Raw genomic sequence first — 14447 nt, 5'->3', positions numbered from 1 at the left:
TCCCGGGTCCGAAGGCCCCTCTCTACGCCTTCAGTGCGACCGGTTCGGGACGGGTTCGCGTTCATCGACCCACCGGCCCAGGAACGACTGGAGGTAAACGCCGAAGAAGGCACAGAAGAGGCCTCCGATTATCGCGAAGAGGATATACAGCGCACCGCTCGTGCTCGTTATGGGGAACCCGGAGATCTCGCTGCTGATCGAGAGGATGTAGATGCTTGCCCCGTAGGCGATGCCTCCGATCGCCAGAACGAAGAACGGCAGGGCAATCACCCGCTGGATCGCCTCGCGCTCGTTTAAGAAGACGTCGATGATCTTTCCCACCGATGCCACGAGGCCGGCGGCGATGAACCAGGCAACGGAACCGTAGATGAACGCCAGGAGCTGGATGATGATCCCGAACGGGGAGTAGTATTCGAGGAGGCTTATGAGCCCGAGGATGACCCCGACGATACCGAGGAGTATCGCGGCGATGTAGGAGACGAACGTGAACCTCCCGCCGTGGAGCGACGCCTTTAGCGAGGTGATCAGGTAACCGAAGACCTCGTCTATCCCGACGCCCTTGAAGAGCAGGTAGGTGCCGATGACACCGACGACGACGATGGTCGCACCCTCCGGGTACCCGAGCAGATATCCCACGGCATAGAGGAGCATGGCAAGGCCGAGCGGGACGAGCACGATCTTCGAGACCTTCGGGTCGTCGAGAAGCCTGCGTAAGATGTAGTACGTCCCCTCGAGGTTCGGCATCTGGTTGACCACGACCCTCCGCACGCTGCTGACCGGCACCCGGGACTGGATGATGGGGAGAACGTACTCGTCCTCGGCACCGTCCGTCACGATGATGCAGGATGTAGAATCCGTTGCGGAGAGAATTGCATCGAGACCGGACGCGACCCGCCGGTCACCCTCGAGCAGGTTCATGTGGTTGCCGCAGATGACGGCGACGGCGACCTCTTCCCCTTTTTTTGCAAGTTCGTCGTAGAGCCGGATCGTCTCGAAGATGGCGTTGACGTCGGAGTCCTCGGGATCGACCAGGGCAAGCGAGGTCGCCGCATGGAGGCATGCCTCTCTGCCCACGGTGGGGCCATCGATCCCGGCTTTGAACCCGAGATCGTCATCGCGATCGACACAGAGGACAAGCGTCCGCTCTTTCGGCATTCAATAGAACATCGCCTCGGATCTATTAAATGATTTGCAGCGCGATAAAAAAGTATTAGATGAGTTTTGCACGCTGAAGCAGGAGCAGGTCGTCGGTGGTGATCTTCTCACCGTCACGGAACTGCTGGAAGACACGTTCCGCTTCTTTCCGGACGGCTTTCTGCTCTTTGGTGACCTTGGTCTTCTTGGTCTTCTTCCGGAGACCCGAGATGACCTTGTCGTAGTCGCGGAGTTCCTTCTGGCAGGCGATGAACTGCTTGTGCTCCTCGTCCGCAGCCTCCTGGGCCTCGACGAACTGCTGGTGGGCCTGATCGGCCTCTTCGCGGGACTTGTCGGCCTTCCTGTAAGACTCCACCATCAGGTCGTGGTGCTGCTGTGCGGCCTCGGCCTTCTCGGTGACATCCTTGTGGATCTCGGAAGCCAGCCTGCGAAACTCACGGGCATCGGTGAGTTTCGTCCGCATCTCCTTGTTCTGTTCGAGCTCGGCCTCCTGGTCCTTCGCCGCCGCCTTGAGCTGCTTGATCTTCTCGATAAGTTCGCGCTCTTTATCGGTGCTGTAGACCTCGGTCTGCTGCTTGAACTCCAGGTGCTCGATCTGCTTCTGCAGCTCTTTGATGCCCCGGTTCTGGAGGTTGCCATGCTCTCTTTTGAAGGACTCGATCTCCTCGAAGAGCGCGTTTGCCTTGTCGTTGTACTCGTTTCTCTGGTCTTTCAGCGCCTGGACTTCTTCGTTGATCTTATCCCGCTGCTCCTTGTGCTGCTGCGCCTCCTCGACGAACTCGCGGGTCTGGGCGTTTAAGGTGTTGCGTTCACGGGCGTTTTTGCTGGCAAGCGCGTTCAACTCATTGCGCCGGTCTTTGTGCTGCTCAGACTCCGCAAGGACTTTTTTTCTCTTTTCAATCAGATCGTTCAGCATTCTTTACCAATCCTCGACATTCGGTACCTGTCTCATATCCCCGCCAGCAAAAGGCCGCTCCCGTATGCTGCAAGATGCCGGAGGCTCGTGTAGCGGCCACACCACAAGAAAAGACGTTTCCCGGACTCGGAAATCGAGGCCGTCGTTCATCTGTCTGCTCATGTGTTCAACCCCGGTACTTTGGCAATCGCAGACCCGGTGGGTCTGTGCCCTGCACAATACACCCCGTGCTGGAGGGATTATACAAGAACGTCTATATTTCAAACGTCATCTGTACTCTTAAGTATTTCGTAGGGGCGTAGAAGACGCCTCCGTGGAACGATTCCGATTTAAGAAAGGTATGAAAGAGGGTAGAGAATTTTAGAGGAAGTCAATGAGGTGCCCGCTCGGGGCGTCCCCTGCTATGCGCCTGCCGGTGGGTGCGCTGCTGGACCGTTGCGACACCGGTTCGTAGGCACGGTGGCTTCCGAGGATCTGTGCACTTTTTACGCCGGTCATGACCGCCATGACGCGAACTCTCCCTTCGTAATCGCTGTTCACCCTCGCTCCCCAGATGACGTCCGCGTGGGGGTCGAGTTCATAGGTCAGGGAGCTTGCAATCTCCTCGGCGTCCTGGAGGGTCAGGTCGTTCCCGCCCGTGATGTGGATGAGGCTCCCCGTGGCTCCGCGGTAGTCGATGTCGAGCAGGGGGTGGTTCAAGCACTCGTGGACGACGCTCTCGGCCTTGTTCTGCTGCTTGCTCTCGCCGACGAGCATCACGGCGACGCCTCCCTTGCTCATGATGGCACGTACATCGGCGTAGTCGATGTTGATGAGCGAAGGCTCCGTGATCGTCTCGCTGATGCCCTTGACGGTCTCCGCGATGAGCTGGTCCATGACCGAGAACGCCTGGCCGAGCGGGAGGTTCGGCACGTACTTGATGAGGCGGTTGTTGTCGAGCACGATCACCGAGTCGGCGGAGGCTGAGAGTTGTTCAAGCCCCTCTTCCGCACGGAGAAGCCGGGCCTTCTCGACCTGGAAGGGGTAACTGACCATGCCGACGACGATGGCGCCCTGCTCCTTTGCGATCTGCGCAACGACCGGGGCGGTACCCGTACCGGTGCCTCCACCCATGCCTGCGGTGATGAAGACAAGGTCGGCGTCACAGAGGAGGCTCTCCAGGGTCGGCCGGGCCATCTCGGCTGCACGTCTGCCGACATCGGGGAACCCGCCGGCTCCAAGGCCTTTGGTGAGTGATTTGCCGACGAGAACTCTCTTATCGGCCTGGATCATGTCCAGGTGCTGCTTGTCCGTGTTGATCGCGATCGTTTCCGCACCGTTGACCTGCATGTGGTACAGCCGGTTGACGGTGTTGTTGCCCGCACCGCCGCAACCTACGATGACAATACGCGGCTGGCCGATGATGTCCTCTTCTCCCTCTGCTATGTCCGTCTTCAGGTACTTCTCACGTTCTGCGTGTTTTAACGCTTCGTTGATGATCGTCTGCATCAATAATACCTCCTAAACTTTGAATGAAATCTGGTCGGCCTCACGTAGAACACGGTTTCCATGCCTTTCAAGAAGCGCCCTGACCGAATACCGCACAGCCTCCGATACCGTGGGGAATTCGCCGGCTTCCACCAGCCTCTCGAGCATCTCGACCTGTTGCCGTGGCAATCTGATTGTAATCCGATCCATCATTTCAATCACTCATATCTGACATGTGACTGCCCCTTGTCGGTCATTTGTCAGACAATCGTAACCTTTTCGTCTGACTGCATCAGATAAGCCATAATAATATTCGGATGGTATATATACCTATCGATATGCAATTCTACCCGACATAACGGTTTTATGGATAGCAGCCGACAACGTATCCTCAAAGAGTTGCCACGAATATGAGAGATAATCTCCCTAAAAGGGCGGAACATGGCGGTCGGGTGCGCTGGCACCGCACCCGGAAGAGGGGCGAGGTGCTTGATTTCAGTGCCAACGTGAATCCGTATCCTCCGGCGTTCCCCTGGATTCCGGACGCTTCGGCGCTGAAAGATTACCCGGACGACCGTTATGAGACGCTCAAAGAGGAAATCGGCAGAACATTCGGGCGCGATGCCGCAGAGGTCGCCGTCGGGAACGGATCCGTCGAGTTGATCCGCGCGTTCTGTTCTGCCGTGCTCGGACCCGGCGATACCGCCCGTATCGAGTCGCCGACGTTCGCCGAGTACGGGATGGCGGTGAGGCTCGCCGGTGCCCGGTGCACGGCGGAGGAGAGCGGGGCTACCGTCCGGTTCCTCTGCAACCCGAACAACCCCACCGGGGAACTTCTGGCCCGGGCGGAAGTCCTCCGGGTGCTTGATGGAGTCGCCGGGCAGGGTGCCTGCCTCTTCCTCGACGAAGCCTTCATCGAACTCTCCGACCCGCGCGAGAGCGTCGTCGACGTCTCGGACGAGAACCTCTTTCTGCTGCGCTCCCTCACAAAGAGCTTCGCCGTGCCGGGCATCCGGTTCGGCTACGCCTTCGGCACGCCCGAGCTCATCGAGAATGTGGAGACCATGCGCCTTCCCTGGACGGTGAACGCGTTCGCCGAGTCCTTCGCGATCGAGGCCTTCCGGCACTACGACCTCCTTGAGGCGTCGCGGGAGCGGATTGCCCGGGAGCGGGCCTGGCTCTGCAGCCGTCTGGACGCTCTCGGTCTCGTCTATGCGCCGCCGTCCGCGAATTATATCCTTATCGAAGTCCCGATGGAGGCGGAGGTGCTCGTTGGGCGGCTCCTCTCCCGCGGTATCCTGGTGCGGGACTGCCGGTCGTTCGGGCTTCCCCGCCACATCCGCGTGGCCGTCCGGACGCATGATGAGAACCGGCAACTCATCGAGGCGCTCGAAACATGCTTGCCCTGATCATGGCCGGGGGAGAGGGCACCCGTCTCCGGATGGGCGAGAAGCCCCTGGTCACCATCTGCGGGCGGCCGATGCTCTCCTACGTCACCGACGCCTTCACGGCCGCAGGCCACGAGGTGGTCGTGGTCGCCTCGTACCGGACGCCGTTCACCAAGAACTGGTGCCGGGCGCAGGGGGTCGGCCTGTACGAGGCGGAAGGGCTCGGCTACATTGAGGATATCAACGCCGCTGCGGCAGACCTGGAGGGGGAAGGAACGCCGTTCTTCACCTGCGTCTCCGACCTCCCCTGCCTTGCGCCCGATATCGTCGCCGGTGTCGAGGAGGCCTGGCGCCGGGCGGGAGTGCCGGCATGCTCGACGTGGGTGCCCCGCGACCTCTGCGAGGAGCACGGCTGCCGCACGCGGTACACGGAAACGGTCGACGGCGTCCCGGCCTGTCCCGCCGGGATCAACATCCTGACGGCGGGCGGTTCCGGTGCGGCCCAGGATGAACTGCAGCTTCTCCTGCACGACAGACGGCTTGCCTTCAACGTCAACACCCGCGAGGAACTGGCGCTGGTGCAGGAGTACCTCTGCCGGAAGCGGGGCGAGTAAGGCTCCGGGGGGCGGGCCGGTCTGTGGTTTGAGGAGACATCAGGAGCTTTATTCTCTTCTTGAAAACCGCCGCTCTGGCGCGTATCCCAAAAGTCCCGGCGGCGTGCCGCCACGCGGGGAGGGCGGCCGGCCGGAGGGCGGGAGCACCGTGTTGCACGGCGGCATCCTCCGGGGAAACTGTATTATCGGACAATCACCAACTCTTACATATGGAATCCTGCCGGGAAATCGAACTAGAGGGCCATATCATCGATTCGGGCGTCATGACCCTGGTGTTTGACAGGATCATGGATATGGGGGGAGAATTCGAGATCCTCACGTTCAACGTCGGAAGACTGAAGACGGACACGAGTTACGCACGGCTTCGCGTGACGGCGCCCAACGATCATCAACTCGACGCCATCCTCTCCGAGCTGCACCGGCTCGGCGCACGCGCCCCCGAGATCGGCGACGTCACCCTCGTACCGGCAGAGGGCGACCGGATCCTGCCGAAGGGGTTCTACTCGACCACCAACCACCCGACCTTCGTAAAATACCGGGACGAATGGTTGCCCGTCGAGCGTATCGAGATGGACTGCCACATCGTCGTCGACGAGACGGAGAAACGGGCGTTCTGCACCCCGATATCGAAGATAAAGGTGGGGGATGCCGTCGTCGTCAGCGAGACCGGGGTCCGCGTGGTCTACCCCGAGCGGCCGAGGAAGGTCAGCACGTTCGAGTTCATGCACGGAACCGTCTCGTCCGAGCGGCCGAGCGAGGCGATCATCGCAAAGATCGCTCGCGAGATCCTCATATCGAAGAAGAAAGGCGAGAAGATCGCGCTCGTCGGCGGCCCCGCCATCGTCCATACCGGAGCGGCCGACGCCCTCGCGAAGATGATCCGCGAAGGCTACATCGACGTGCTCTTTGCGGGGAACGCGCTCGCCACCCACGATATCGAGTCCAACCTCTTCGGCACGTCGCTCGGGATGGACGTCAAGACGGGCACGCTCGTCACCGGCGGACACAAGCACCACATCCGCGCCATCAGCGAGATCATGCGGGCGGGCTCCATCAAGAACGCGGTCGACCAGGGGGTCGTCACCGGCGGGATCATGTACGAGTGCGTGAAGAAGGGCATCCCGTTCGTGCTCGCCGGCTCCATCCGGGACGACGGCCCGCTCCCCGACACGATCACGGACGTCGTCGAGGCGCAGGAGGTCATGCGCCGGCATATCCACGATCTCGGGATGGTGGTGATGGTTGGGACGCTTCTGCACTCGATCGCCGTCGGGAACTGCCTCCCCTCGTACGTCAAGACCGTCTGCGTCGACATCAACCCCGCATCGGTGACGAAACTGATGGACCGGGGCACGACGCAGGCGATCGGTGTCGTGAGCGATGCGGGGACGTTCCTCCCGCTGCTCTGCGAGCAGCTTGAAAAACAGGAGAAGTGCTAGCGGGTGAGCGGCATACAGTACGGCTCTTCCTGGTTCAGCACGAACTCCCACTCTTCTTTGCACCTGCACTCCGTCTCCGCAAGGGCACGCAGGAGCCCGACGTCGCCGGAGAGCGAGTAGTCGGCGATCCCCTTCACGATCGTGCTGTCGCAGGCACCGCAGTTGTGCGGCCCCCGCATCTGCCCGCCGCCGACGGGGTCGCAGAGGATATGCACCGGGGAACTTATCAGCACGTCAAGGACGCTCCAGAGGTACGGCGGCCGGTATGCGTGCTGCTTCCAGAGATGCTCGACCTCGGTTCTGCTCTGGACGGTGCAGAGGTTCATGGAGATGCTGTCCGCAACGGGAGCGACGTCCCTGATCGAGCGTATCATATCGTCGCGTGCCTCGCGTTCGGTCAGGAACGGCGGCTTCATCAGCAGGTAGGCCTTCATGCCCGCACCGGCGGCGTGGGCGACCTCTGCGGCGCGGAGGAAGTCGGCGTACGAGAACCCCTTGTCGATGCTCCTCTCCCGGATGAGATCGTTCGTGGTCTCGAGGCCCACGGCGACGTGGAGCGGTTTGTCCCAGTCACCGGTATCGATCCCTTCGCGGAACTCGCGAACCGCGTCGGCCTCGACATACTCGGGGCGCGTCTCGGCGATCACGGCCTTGCCCCGGAACGCCTCCGCGACTGCGCGCCGGACGTCGGGGGGAACCTCGCCGGGGTCGAAGAAACTCCCCGACGTGAAGATCTTGAGCACCTGGTAGTCCTCGTCGCGGAAGTTCTCTTTCACCCAGCGGACCTGGCGGATCATCCGTTCGGCGAGTTCGTCCCGGGGAAGGTCGGGATACCGCTCGTGCCGGTAGCCGCACATCCTGCACCGGTTCCAGGAGCACCCGCCGCTTCGAAAGATAACCGTCAGCGTATCGAGGATCCGCCCTTCGAAGCGGTCTTTCCCCCGCCAGGACGCCAGCGGCTTCTCGGTTAATTTGGATACCATTATACCTCATATTCGAGGATGTTATGATATGAAAAGGATCGCATGGCTGACGATCATCGCCGCGATGATGCTCGTCGGTACGGCATCGGCCGCATATATCTCATTCAGTGCCCCGCAGACGGTGAATGTCGGCGATACACTCGAGATCACCGGCACCACGACCGTGGAGGGACTTCCCAAACCGACGGTCAATCCCGGGTTCAGCACGGAGGTTATACTATACCGTGCCCAGTACATGAAGCACGAGATTGCCCGCAAGACGATCGTCGTTCAGGATGACGGGTCGTTCTCCACGTCGTTCGAGACGGACGGCCTCGAACCGGGGCAGTACTCGATCGAGATCGTCGATCCCACGCTCTCCACCTTCGGGAGCAGTTCGAAGAAACAGCAGATCGTCAACCTGGTCGACCGGTCAGGGACGCTCAAGATCGACTCTCCAAGCAACCAGGACTTCGACGGCACGCTCGACCTCCGGGGTTCGATCGCGGATCTCGGTGACGCAGGAGTACAGGTCCGGGTCGAACGAGTCGGCTTTACCGTCTACGGGCCGAAGTTTGTCGCGACCGACAAGAACGGAGCATTCTCCGTTGAGGTGCCCGTCTCCGAAGGAGGTTCGTACGAGGTCACTTTCTCCGATACCAAAGGCTACATCGGCGACGCCGTATTCGTCGTAGCCGGGACACCCGGGCCGATGCCGACTGAGGCGATGATATCCGCGAGTTCCCCCGCTACCCAGGCCGCCCCGGCCTACTTCGAGGTCGACACCAGAAGCGGCACCGTGAAGATCGTGACCTCGGCCGGTATCAACTGGGTGATCGAGTACATCGATGAGGACAATAATCTCCATAAAGTGGACGAGACGGGCATGCTCGATCCCGAATCCGTGGAGGTAGCCGCACGGGGTGGCCCGGTCTACGTCAAGGTCTACCCTAAGAGTTACACCGACAGCGGCACGGTGCAGGTCTCGGCCTCGAACGCCGACTCGGTTCGGGTGAGCCAGACCGCGCCCGGTCTCTTCGGAGACGCGACCCCCACCCCTGCACAGGCCGCACCGCTCCCGGCTGCTCTCGCACTCCTCGCGCTTCTTGCCGTTGTCTTCGCGCGCAGGGGATGAACAACCTTTTTTTGTCCGGTGACCTATAGGTTAAGGCGAGCCGGGATAGTCTAGTCCGGGAAGGCGGTGGCCTTGAAAGCCACTGGTGCCTGGCACCTCGGGAGTTCAAATCTCCCTCCCGGCGTATTCAGTTAAGAACGGATCTGCTCTTTTACGGCGAAGCCTCGCCGGTTACATTATTCCTCCCCGATCCAGCCCTCCCGTACCCATCGCTCGTACTCGTCCGGCCGCCAGTCCCGGTTCGCCCGGACTATCCCGGCGAAGTACGCCCGATTTTCCGCCATCCCGACCTCCTGCTCGGGATAGCGCGGCCGGTCCCTGACGGCGAGGACGAGTTGCCGCCCGAGATCGCGTGCCGCCGGTTCAGCCCGGTCGAGCGCCTCCGGGTCGTCATCGAGTGCGACACTCATCCCCCCGACCGTCGTCACCCCGAGGTAGTTGAGCGCGTGGTTCAGGTAGCCGACGACCGCGTCGCCTCCCGAGATCCCGGTGGTCGCGACGCTGCAGCCGTACTTGCCGGCGAACTTCTGGTAGCGCATCGCGTCCGCCAGCCGGTCGATGAAGACCTTCATCTGCCCGCTGACGTTGTCGACATAGACCGGCGAGGCGAAGACCAGCCCGTCGGCATCCCGCATCCGGTCGTACGCGGCGGGGAAGTCGTCGCCAAAGACGCACGTCCCATCCAGGTTGCAACTCTCGCAGCCGGTGCAGGCGACGATCTGCAGATCGGCGCGGTCGATAATATCGATCTCGGCACCGGCTTCTTTAGCCCCGGCGAGCACGAAGTTCACAAGTTTTCTCGTTCTGCTCTGCACTCCCCGCGGGCTTCCCACAACTGCGGCAATCTTCATTTTTTCATCAAATCCTGAGGAAGCGTTGGCGGCGGTGTGGGAAAATAGTTTAGAACCGGGAAGGCAGTCCCCTCTGTGAGGCGGTGCGCGAACGTATGGGAGATGGTTGGTGATCCTAGCCTATGTGGGCGATCGACAGAACCGTTTGGGTTCGTGAAAAGTCCCGTGCAGTGGACCGTGGGGACTGCGCACCTCCGGCGCTCGAGCTCCGTTCCTCGAAGCCTGATGGCTTCTCAAACTCCTGTCCTGCGGCAGTCGTTCCTGCCGGAACGTCGCTTATCGCCATGCACTGCCCCCGCCCCCCTCCGGGGGCGGAACGACTTCCCCTTTGGGGAAGGAGTTTGAGCACCGAAGGTGCGAGTGAGGAGCGCGAAGCGCGGGCGGTGGGGGTTACAGATATAGTCTTATGAGGGAGAGACAGGGGAGGGGGAATGCTCCCCCCCTCGCACCTCCGGTGCTCAAGCTCGCTTCGCTCGCACCTCAAAGGCCTTCGGCCTTCTCGTGCTCCGTTCCTGTCGGAACATCGCACCTCGCACCTCCGGTGCTCAAGCTCGCTTCGCTCGCACCTCAAAGGCCTTCGGCCTTCTCGTGCTCCGTTCCTGTCGGAACATCGCACCTCGCACCTCCGGTGCTCAAGCTCGCTTCGCTCGCACCTCAAAGGCCTTCGGCCTTCTCGTGCTCCGTTCCTGTCGGAACATCGCACCTCGCACCTCCGGTGCTCAAGCTCGCTTCGCTCGCACCTCAAAGGCCTTCGGCCTTCTCGTGCTCCGTTCCTGTCGGAACATCGCACCTCGCACCTCCGGTGCTCAAGCTCGCTTCGCTCGCACCTCAAAGGCCTTCGGCCTTCTCGTGCTCCGTTCCTGTCGGAACATCGCACCTCGCACCTCCGGTGCTCGAGCTCCGGTTCTACGAACCGTCGCACTCCCCGCGAGCCGCCTCCCCCAGTGGCGATAGCCAACGGAAAGCTGTGTATGGATTGCCACCTGCGGCGCAAGAGAACCTGGGAGAAGGCCGTGGATATTGCCCGTAGCAGATCCCGGCAGGATTCCAAAAAAAAGTTAAAGGATCTTCTCCCCGGCCTTCGGCCCGGGGGAGCACTCGTAGATCTCGCGGATCTTCACGATGAAGAGGGTCTTTGCCGGGGCCTTCGCCATCTTCGAGTGGACGGTGAACTGCATCTTCTCGAACTCCGGGCCGCTCGACCGAATCTCGACGTCGCCCTTGACCTGGAAGCAGCCCTTCGTCTCGGGGCCCCAGACGTAGATGGAGATCTTTGGGTTCTCCAGGACGTTGGCGAGCGTCTTCTTCATGAAGTTGTCCGCGATCCAGATCGTCTCGTCGTCGGCGAGTTCGACGAACCCGATCGGCACCACGTTCGGCCAGCCGTCCTTCGAGGCCGTGGCGACCGGGAAGGCCTTCATCGTGCGAAACGCCGTCTTCATCTCTTCAGTAAGTGCAACCATCGATTTTCACCGGTATAATCTCTCGACTGCAGGTTTAAAAAAGGCCCTATCGAAAACGGGGGTTGCAGTGAAGCTGGAAGGGCTTACGGTGAGGTGCGATGCGGGCCGGGGCTGTGCCGTAGACGGCCGCCCCCGCTCACGGTTCGAAGTCCATCACGACGGCGGAGTGGTCGCTCAACCCCTGCCCCCGGAGGTCGTGGAGATACCAGCACGCCGTCGGGTTGAGGCGCACGGACGCGAAGATGTGGTCGTAGCGTTTGCACTTCGGGACGTCCTCGGGCCCGCGGTCGGGGCACCAGCTGTACTCCCTCGCCTGGTAGCCGTGCAGCCTCCGGAAGACGTCGGGGAGGTCGTACTCCGCGAGACCGGGGAGGACGTTCATCTCGGCGTTGTACCACCACTTCCTCGGGCGGCCGAGGTACTCGTCACTCTCGGAGATCGTGGTGTTGTAATTTCTGTCCGGTATGATGTCGCGGTAGAAGGGAACGATCGTTCCGTCGGGGAGCTCCGCCTCCGGGATATGGAGATCGCCGCAGAGGATCCGCGGTCGCTCCGACTGAACGGCGAGGTGCCGGTAGATCCCGACCAGCGTCTCGGCCTTGACGATCTCGTTCCTCCGGGTGCCGATCGCCGTCGGCACATGGGCGTTGTGAACCTCGAACTCGCCCGCCGGTGCGCTGACGACGGCAGAGACCACCCGCTGTTTCCACGGGATATCGAAGTCGAGCGGGTTTAACGGCGTGAGGGGGTACCTGCTCGCGATCAGGCATCCGCAGCTCTTTGCTTCGCCGGGAGGATAGTACTGTTCCGAGAGCCGGGAGACGTTATACGCGAACTGGAAGGGATCGTTCGCGCCCCGTGCGCGAAGGTCGTTCAGTCGTTCGGCCATATAGGCCACCCGCGCGATCTCCACCAGCGCAAGGCTGTCGATGGAGTGGAGCAGTCCAAACTTCTCCAGTTCTTCCCGGAAGAGCGGCAGCGCCCGATCCGTCACCTCCTGGAAAGCGACGATATCAGGCGAGTGCCGACAGACCGCTTCGACTTTCTTCTCCACGCTCTTAAGGCCGGAGCGGAAGAGATCTATGTTCCATGAAATGAGCCGCATATGCCTTGTACCTGGCATATTGGCGCTCCTCGTTCATTAATACATCGAGTTGAGGATGGATTTGGGGTGTTTGGGGAGGGGGGGTCACCCTCTCCGCTGCTCCGGCCCGATCCCGTGTTCGGCGCAGTGCTTATCGATGGCGTCGAGGAACTTCCTGCCGTAACGCTTCAGTTTCGCCTCGCTGACGCCGTAGATCTCGAGGAGGGCAACGCCGGTGGTCGGGTAGTACGTTGCCATCTCCTTGAGGCTCCGGTCGTGGAAGACGACGAACGGCGGCACGTGATCGAGGTCGGCAACGACTTTCCGGAGCCGGCGGAGCCGGAGGAAGAGGGGTTCGTCGTAGTCCTTCTCCCCGGTTTCCGGCGCGACGACGCCCTCCGGACGCGGCTCTGCGAGCGGCACCGGGTTCTTCCCCGCGAGCACCGCCCGGCTCCGGTCGTTTGAAACGAGGACGGGGTACCGGCCGCCGGTCGACGCGACGAACCCCTTCCCGACCATCTCCTGGATGAAGAGGAGCCACTGGTCGCGGGTGTAGCCCCTGCCGGAGCCGTAGGCAGAAAGCCGGTCGTGCCCGTTCTCGCGAACCCTCGCGCTCTTCGAGCCGGCGAGGACGTCGGCGATGTAGGAAGCGCCGAACCGTTCCCCTGTCTCGCGGATGCACGCGATGACCGCCGCCGCCACCTCCGTCCCGTCGAATACCTTCACCGGCGTCTCGCAGCGGTCGCATGCGCCGCACCGCTCCTCCGGGTAGGACTCGCCGAAGTAGGCGAGCAGGAACTTCCTCCGGCATCCGGGAGTCTCGCAGTAGTCGAGCATCGCCCCCACTTTACGGTAGGCGACGTCCTTCTGTGTCGCATCGGCGCCCTCCTTCTCGATGATGTAGCGGATCGTGCCGTAGTCGCCACGGGAGTAGTAGAGGATGCAGTCGCCCGGCTCCCCGTCCCTCCCTGCTCTGCCGGTCTCCTGGTAGTAGGACTCGATATCCTTCGGGAGGTCGGTGTGGATGACGAACCGGACGTCCGGTTTGTCGATGCCCATGCCGAAGGCGACGGTGGCGCAGATGATCGCAACGTCGCCGCGGGAGAAGGCCTCCTGGTGCTCCGCGCGGACGGCGTCGGGGAGGCCGGCGTGGTAGGGGAGCGCCGAGAACCCTTTATCCTGCAGTTTCTTCGCGAGTTCCACCGTTGCTTTCTGGGAGAAGCAGTAGATGATGCCGGCGTCGTTTTTGTGTTCATTCAGGTAGGCGACCAGCCTCGGGAAGTAGCGTGCCTTCGGCACCACCCGGTAGGTGAGGTTTTTGCGGTTGAAACTCCCGACGAACCGGGCAGGGTTCGAGAGAGCGAGCTCGACCGCGATGTCGTTCTGGACGGCGGGGATGGCGGTCGCGGTCAGGGCGATGACGGGGACGGTGGGGAACCGCTCTTTGAGCACCCGAAGCCGGCGGTATTCGGGGCGGAAGTTGTGGCCCCACATGGAGATGCAGTGCGCCTCATCGATGGCGATGAGCCGGACGTCCGCTTTTGCGATGAGCGAGAGGAAGAACGGCTGCACTGCCCGTTCCGGCGAGACGTAGAGGATCCGGATGCGGCCTTCGAGGATCACCCGCTCGACGATCTTCTGCTCCCCATACCCGAGCGAGCTGTTGATCGTCGCCGCCGGGATGCCGTTTGCCCGGAGACCGTCGACCTGATCCTTCATCAGGGCGATGAGCGGCGAGACGACGACCGTAAGCCCGCCGAAGACGAGGGCGGGGAGCTGGTAGCAGAGGGATTTGCCGCCTCCGGTCGCCATGACGGCGAGGACGTCGCGCCCGGCGAGGACGGCGTCGACGATCTCTTCCTGGTGGGGGAGGAACGACGTGTAACCGAAATATTTCTCCAGAACACTGTATTTCGCATCCATTGCGCCACGATACCCGATGTGCTGGTACGGTTGGGCGGGGGGTGGGATAG

Annotated in this window: 13 protein-coding genes and 1 tRNA gene; 5 read left to right on the top strand and 9 right to left on the bottom strand. The window is 61.9% G+C overall.

Annotation, left to right across the window (positions count from 1 at the left end; genetic code table 11):
- Nucleotides 1-30: 30 nt before the first annotated feature.
- From MCUHO_RS04415 to MCUHO_RS04400, 4 genes are all read right to left on the bottom strand, one after another.
- On the bottom strand, nt 31-1155 hold the full coding sequence (locus MCUHO_RS04415; protein ID WP_067073987.1) for a DUF373 family protein: 1125 nt from the start codon (nt 1153-1155) through the stop codon (nt 31-33).
- A gap of 55 nt (nt 1156-1210) precedes the next feature.
- On the bottom strand, nt 1211-2071 hold the full coding sequence (locus MCUHO_RS04410; RefSeq protein ID WP_067073983.1) for a coiled-coil protein: 861 nt from the start codon (nt 2069-2071) through the stop codon (nt 1211-1213).
- A gap of 360 nt (nt 2072-2431) precedes the next feature.
- Nucleotides 2432-3559, bottom strand: a complete 1128-nt coding sequence (gene ftsZ / locus MCUHO_RS04405) for a cell division protein FtsZ (RefSeq protein ID WP_067073978.1) — start codon at nt 3557-3559, stop codon at nt 2432-2434.
- Nucleotides 3560-3571: 12 nt separating this feature from the next.
- Entirely contained in the window at nt 3572-3751 is a 180-nt protein-coding gene (locus tag MCUHO_RS04400) for a ribbon-helix-helix domain-containing protein (RefSeq protein ID WP_067073974.1), read from the bottom strand.
- 272 nt (nt 3752-4023) lie between these two features.
- Between MCUHO_RS04400 and MCUHO_RS04395 the strand changes: the two genes are divergently transcribed.
- The 3 genes from MCUHO_RS04395 to MCUHO_RS04385 all read left to right on the top strand — a co-directional run bounded on the left by MCUHO_RS04395 (nt 4024) and on the right by MCUHO_RS04385 (nt 6979).
- A complete protein-coding gene (locus MCUHO_RS04395) occupies nt 4024-4947 on the top strand; it encodes a pyridoxal phosphate-dependent aminotransferase (protein WP_235808160.1) in 924 nt (307 codons plus the stop codon).
- The gene (locus MCUHO_RS04390; RefSeq protein ID WP_067073953.1) at nt 4935-5540 is read left to right on the top strand and encodes an NTP transferase domain-containing protein; all 606 of its coding nucleotides are present in this window, start codon (nt 4935-4937) and stop codon (nt 5538-5540) included. The genes MCUHO_RS04395 and MCUHO_RS04390 overlap by 13 nt, the downstream gene beginning before the upstream one ends.
- A 209-nt stretch (nt 5541-5749) precedes the next feature.
- Entirely contained in the window at nt 5750-6979 is a 1230-nt protein-coding gene (locus MCUHO_RS04385; protein WP_067073949.1) for an ornithine cyclodeaminase, read from the top strand.
- Here MCUHO_RS04385 and MCUHO_RS04380 read toward each other — a convergent pair.
- On the bottom strand, nt 6976-7962 hold the full coding sequence (locus MCUHO_RS04380; protein WP_067073945.1) for an archaeosine biosynthesis radical SAM protein RaSEA: 987 nt from the start codon (nt 7960-7962) through the stop codon (nt 6976-6978). The two genes, MCUHO_RS04385 and MCUHO_RS04380, sit on opposite strands and share 4 nt — an antisense overlap.
- A 28-nt stretch (nt 7963-7990) precedes the next feature.
- Here MCUHO_RS04380 and MCUHO_RS04375 point away from each other — a divergent pair, with 28 nt between their 5' ends.
- Entirely contained in the window at nt 7991-9076 is a 1086-nt protein-coding gene (locus MCUHO_RS04375; RefSeq protein ID WP_067073941.1) for a hypothetical protein, read from the top strand.
- Nucleotides 9077-9115: 39 nt separating this feature from the next.
- Nucleotides 9116-9200 (top strand) — tRNA-Ser (locus MCUHO_RS04370).
- Nucleotides 9201-9252: 52 nt separating this feature from the next.
- On the opposite strand, the gene MCUHO_RS04365 is transcribed toward MCUHO_RS04370, so the two are convergent.
- The 4 genes from MCUHO_RS04365 to recQ form a co-directional block, all read right to left on the bottom strand.
- Nucleotides 9253-9927 carry a flavodoxin family protein gene (locus tag MCUHO_RS04365; protein WP_067073936.1) on the bottom strand — a complete coding sequence of 225 codons (675 nt, stop codon included), beginning with the start codon at nt 9925-9927 and terminating at the stop codon, nt 9253-9255.
- 1058 nt (nt 9928-10985) lie between these two features.
- A complete protein-coding gene (locus tag MCUHO_RS04360) occupies nt 10986-11390 on the bottom strand; it encodes a pyridoxamine 5'-phosphate oxidase family protein (RefSeq protein WP_067073931.1) in 405 nt (134 codons plus the stop codon).
- A 136-nt stretch (nt 11391-11526) separates the two neighbouring features.
- On the bottom strand, nt 11527-12513 hold the full coding sequence (locus MCUHO_RS04355; protein WP_067073928.1) for an endonuclease/exonuclease/phosphatase family protein: 987 nt from the start codon (nt 12511-12513) through the stop codon (nt 11527-11529).
- 66 nt (nt 12514-12579) lie between these two features.
- A complete protein-coding gene (gene recQ, locus MCUHO_RS04350) occupies nt 12580-14397 on the bottom strand; it encodes a DNA helicase RecQ (protein WP_067073925.1) in 1818 nt (605 codons plus the stop codon).
- Nucleotides 14398-14447: the final 50 nt, after the last annotated feature.

This window comes from Methanoculleus horonobensis (assembly GCF_001602375.1).
GTDB lineage: Archaea > Halobacteriota > Methanomicrobia > Methanomicrobiales > Methanoculleaceae > Methanoculleus > Methanoculleus horonobensis.
This window is presented reverse-complemented; position numbering and strand designations above follow the sequence as displayed.

Bases quoted from the DNA above. Each gene is read 5' to 3' on its own strand.
- MCUHO_RS04365 (WP_067073936.1), bottom strand. From the start codon at position 9,927: ATGAAGATTGCCGCAGTTGTGGGAAGCCCGCGGGGAGTGCAGAGCAGA.
- MCUHO_RS04385 (WP_067073949.1), top strand. From the start codon at position 5,750: ATGGAATCCTGCCGGGAAATCGAACTAGAGGGCCATATCATCGATTCG.
- MCUHO_RS04360 (WP_067073931.1), bottom strand. From the start codon at position 11,390: ATGGTTGCACTTACTGAAGAGATGAAGACGGCGTTTCGCACGATGAAG.
- MCUHO_RS04375 (WP_067073941.1), top strand. From the start codon at position 7,991: ATGAAAAGGATCGCATGGCTGACGATCATCGCCGCGATGATGCTCGTC.
- ftsZ (WP_067073978.1), bottom strand. From the start codon at position 3,559: ATGCAGACGATCATCAACGAAGCGTTAAAACACGCAGAACGTGAGAAG.
- recQ (WP_067073925.1), bottom strand. From the start codon at position 14,397: ATGGATGCGAAATACAGTGTTCTGGAGAAATATTTCGGTTACACGTCG.
- MCUHO_RS04390 (WP_067073953.1), top strand. From the start codon at position 4,935: ATGCTTGCCCTGATCATGGCCGGGGGAGAGGGCACCCGTCTCCGGATG.
- MCUHO_RS04355 (WP_067073928.1), bottom strand. From the start codon at position 12,513: ATGCCAGGTACAAGGCATATGCGGCTCATTTCATGGAACATAGATCTC.
- MCUHO_RS04400 (WP_067073974.1), bottom strand. From the start codon at position 3,751: ATGATGGATCGGATTACAATCAGATTGCCACGGCAACAGGTCGAGATG.
- MCUHO_RS04410 (WP_067073983.1), bottom strand. From the start codon at position 2,071: ATGCTGAACGATCTGATTGAAAAGAGAAAAAAAGTCCTTGCGGAGTCT.
- MCUHO_RS04415 (WP_067073987.1), bottom strand. From the start codon at position 1,155: ATGCCGAAAGAGCGGACGCTTGTCCTCTGTGTCGATCGCGATGACGAT.
- MCUHO_RS04380 (WP_067073945.1), bottom strand. From the start codon at position 7,962: ATGGTATCCAAATTAACCGAGAAGCCGCTGGCGTCCTGGCGGGGGAAA.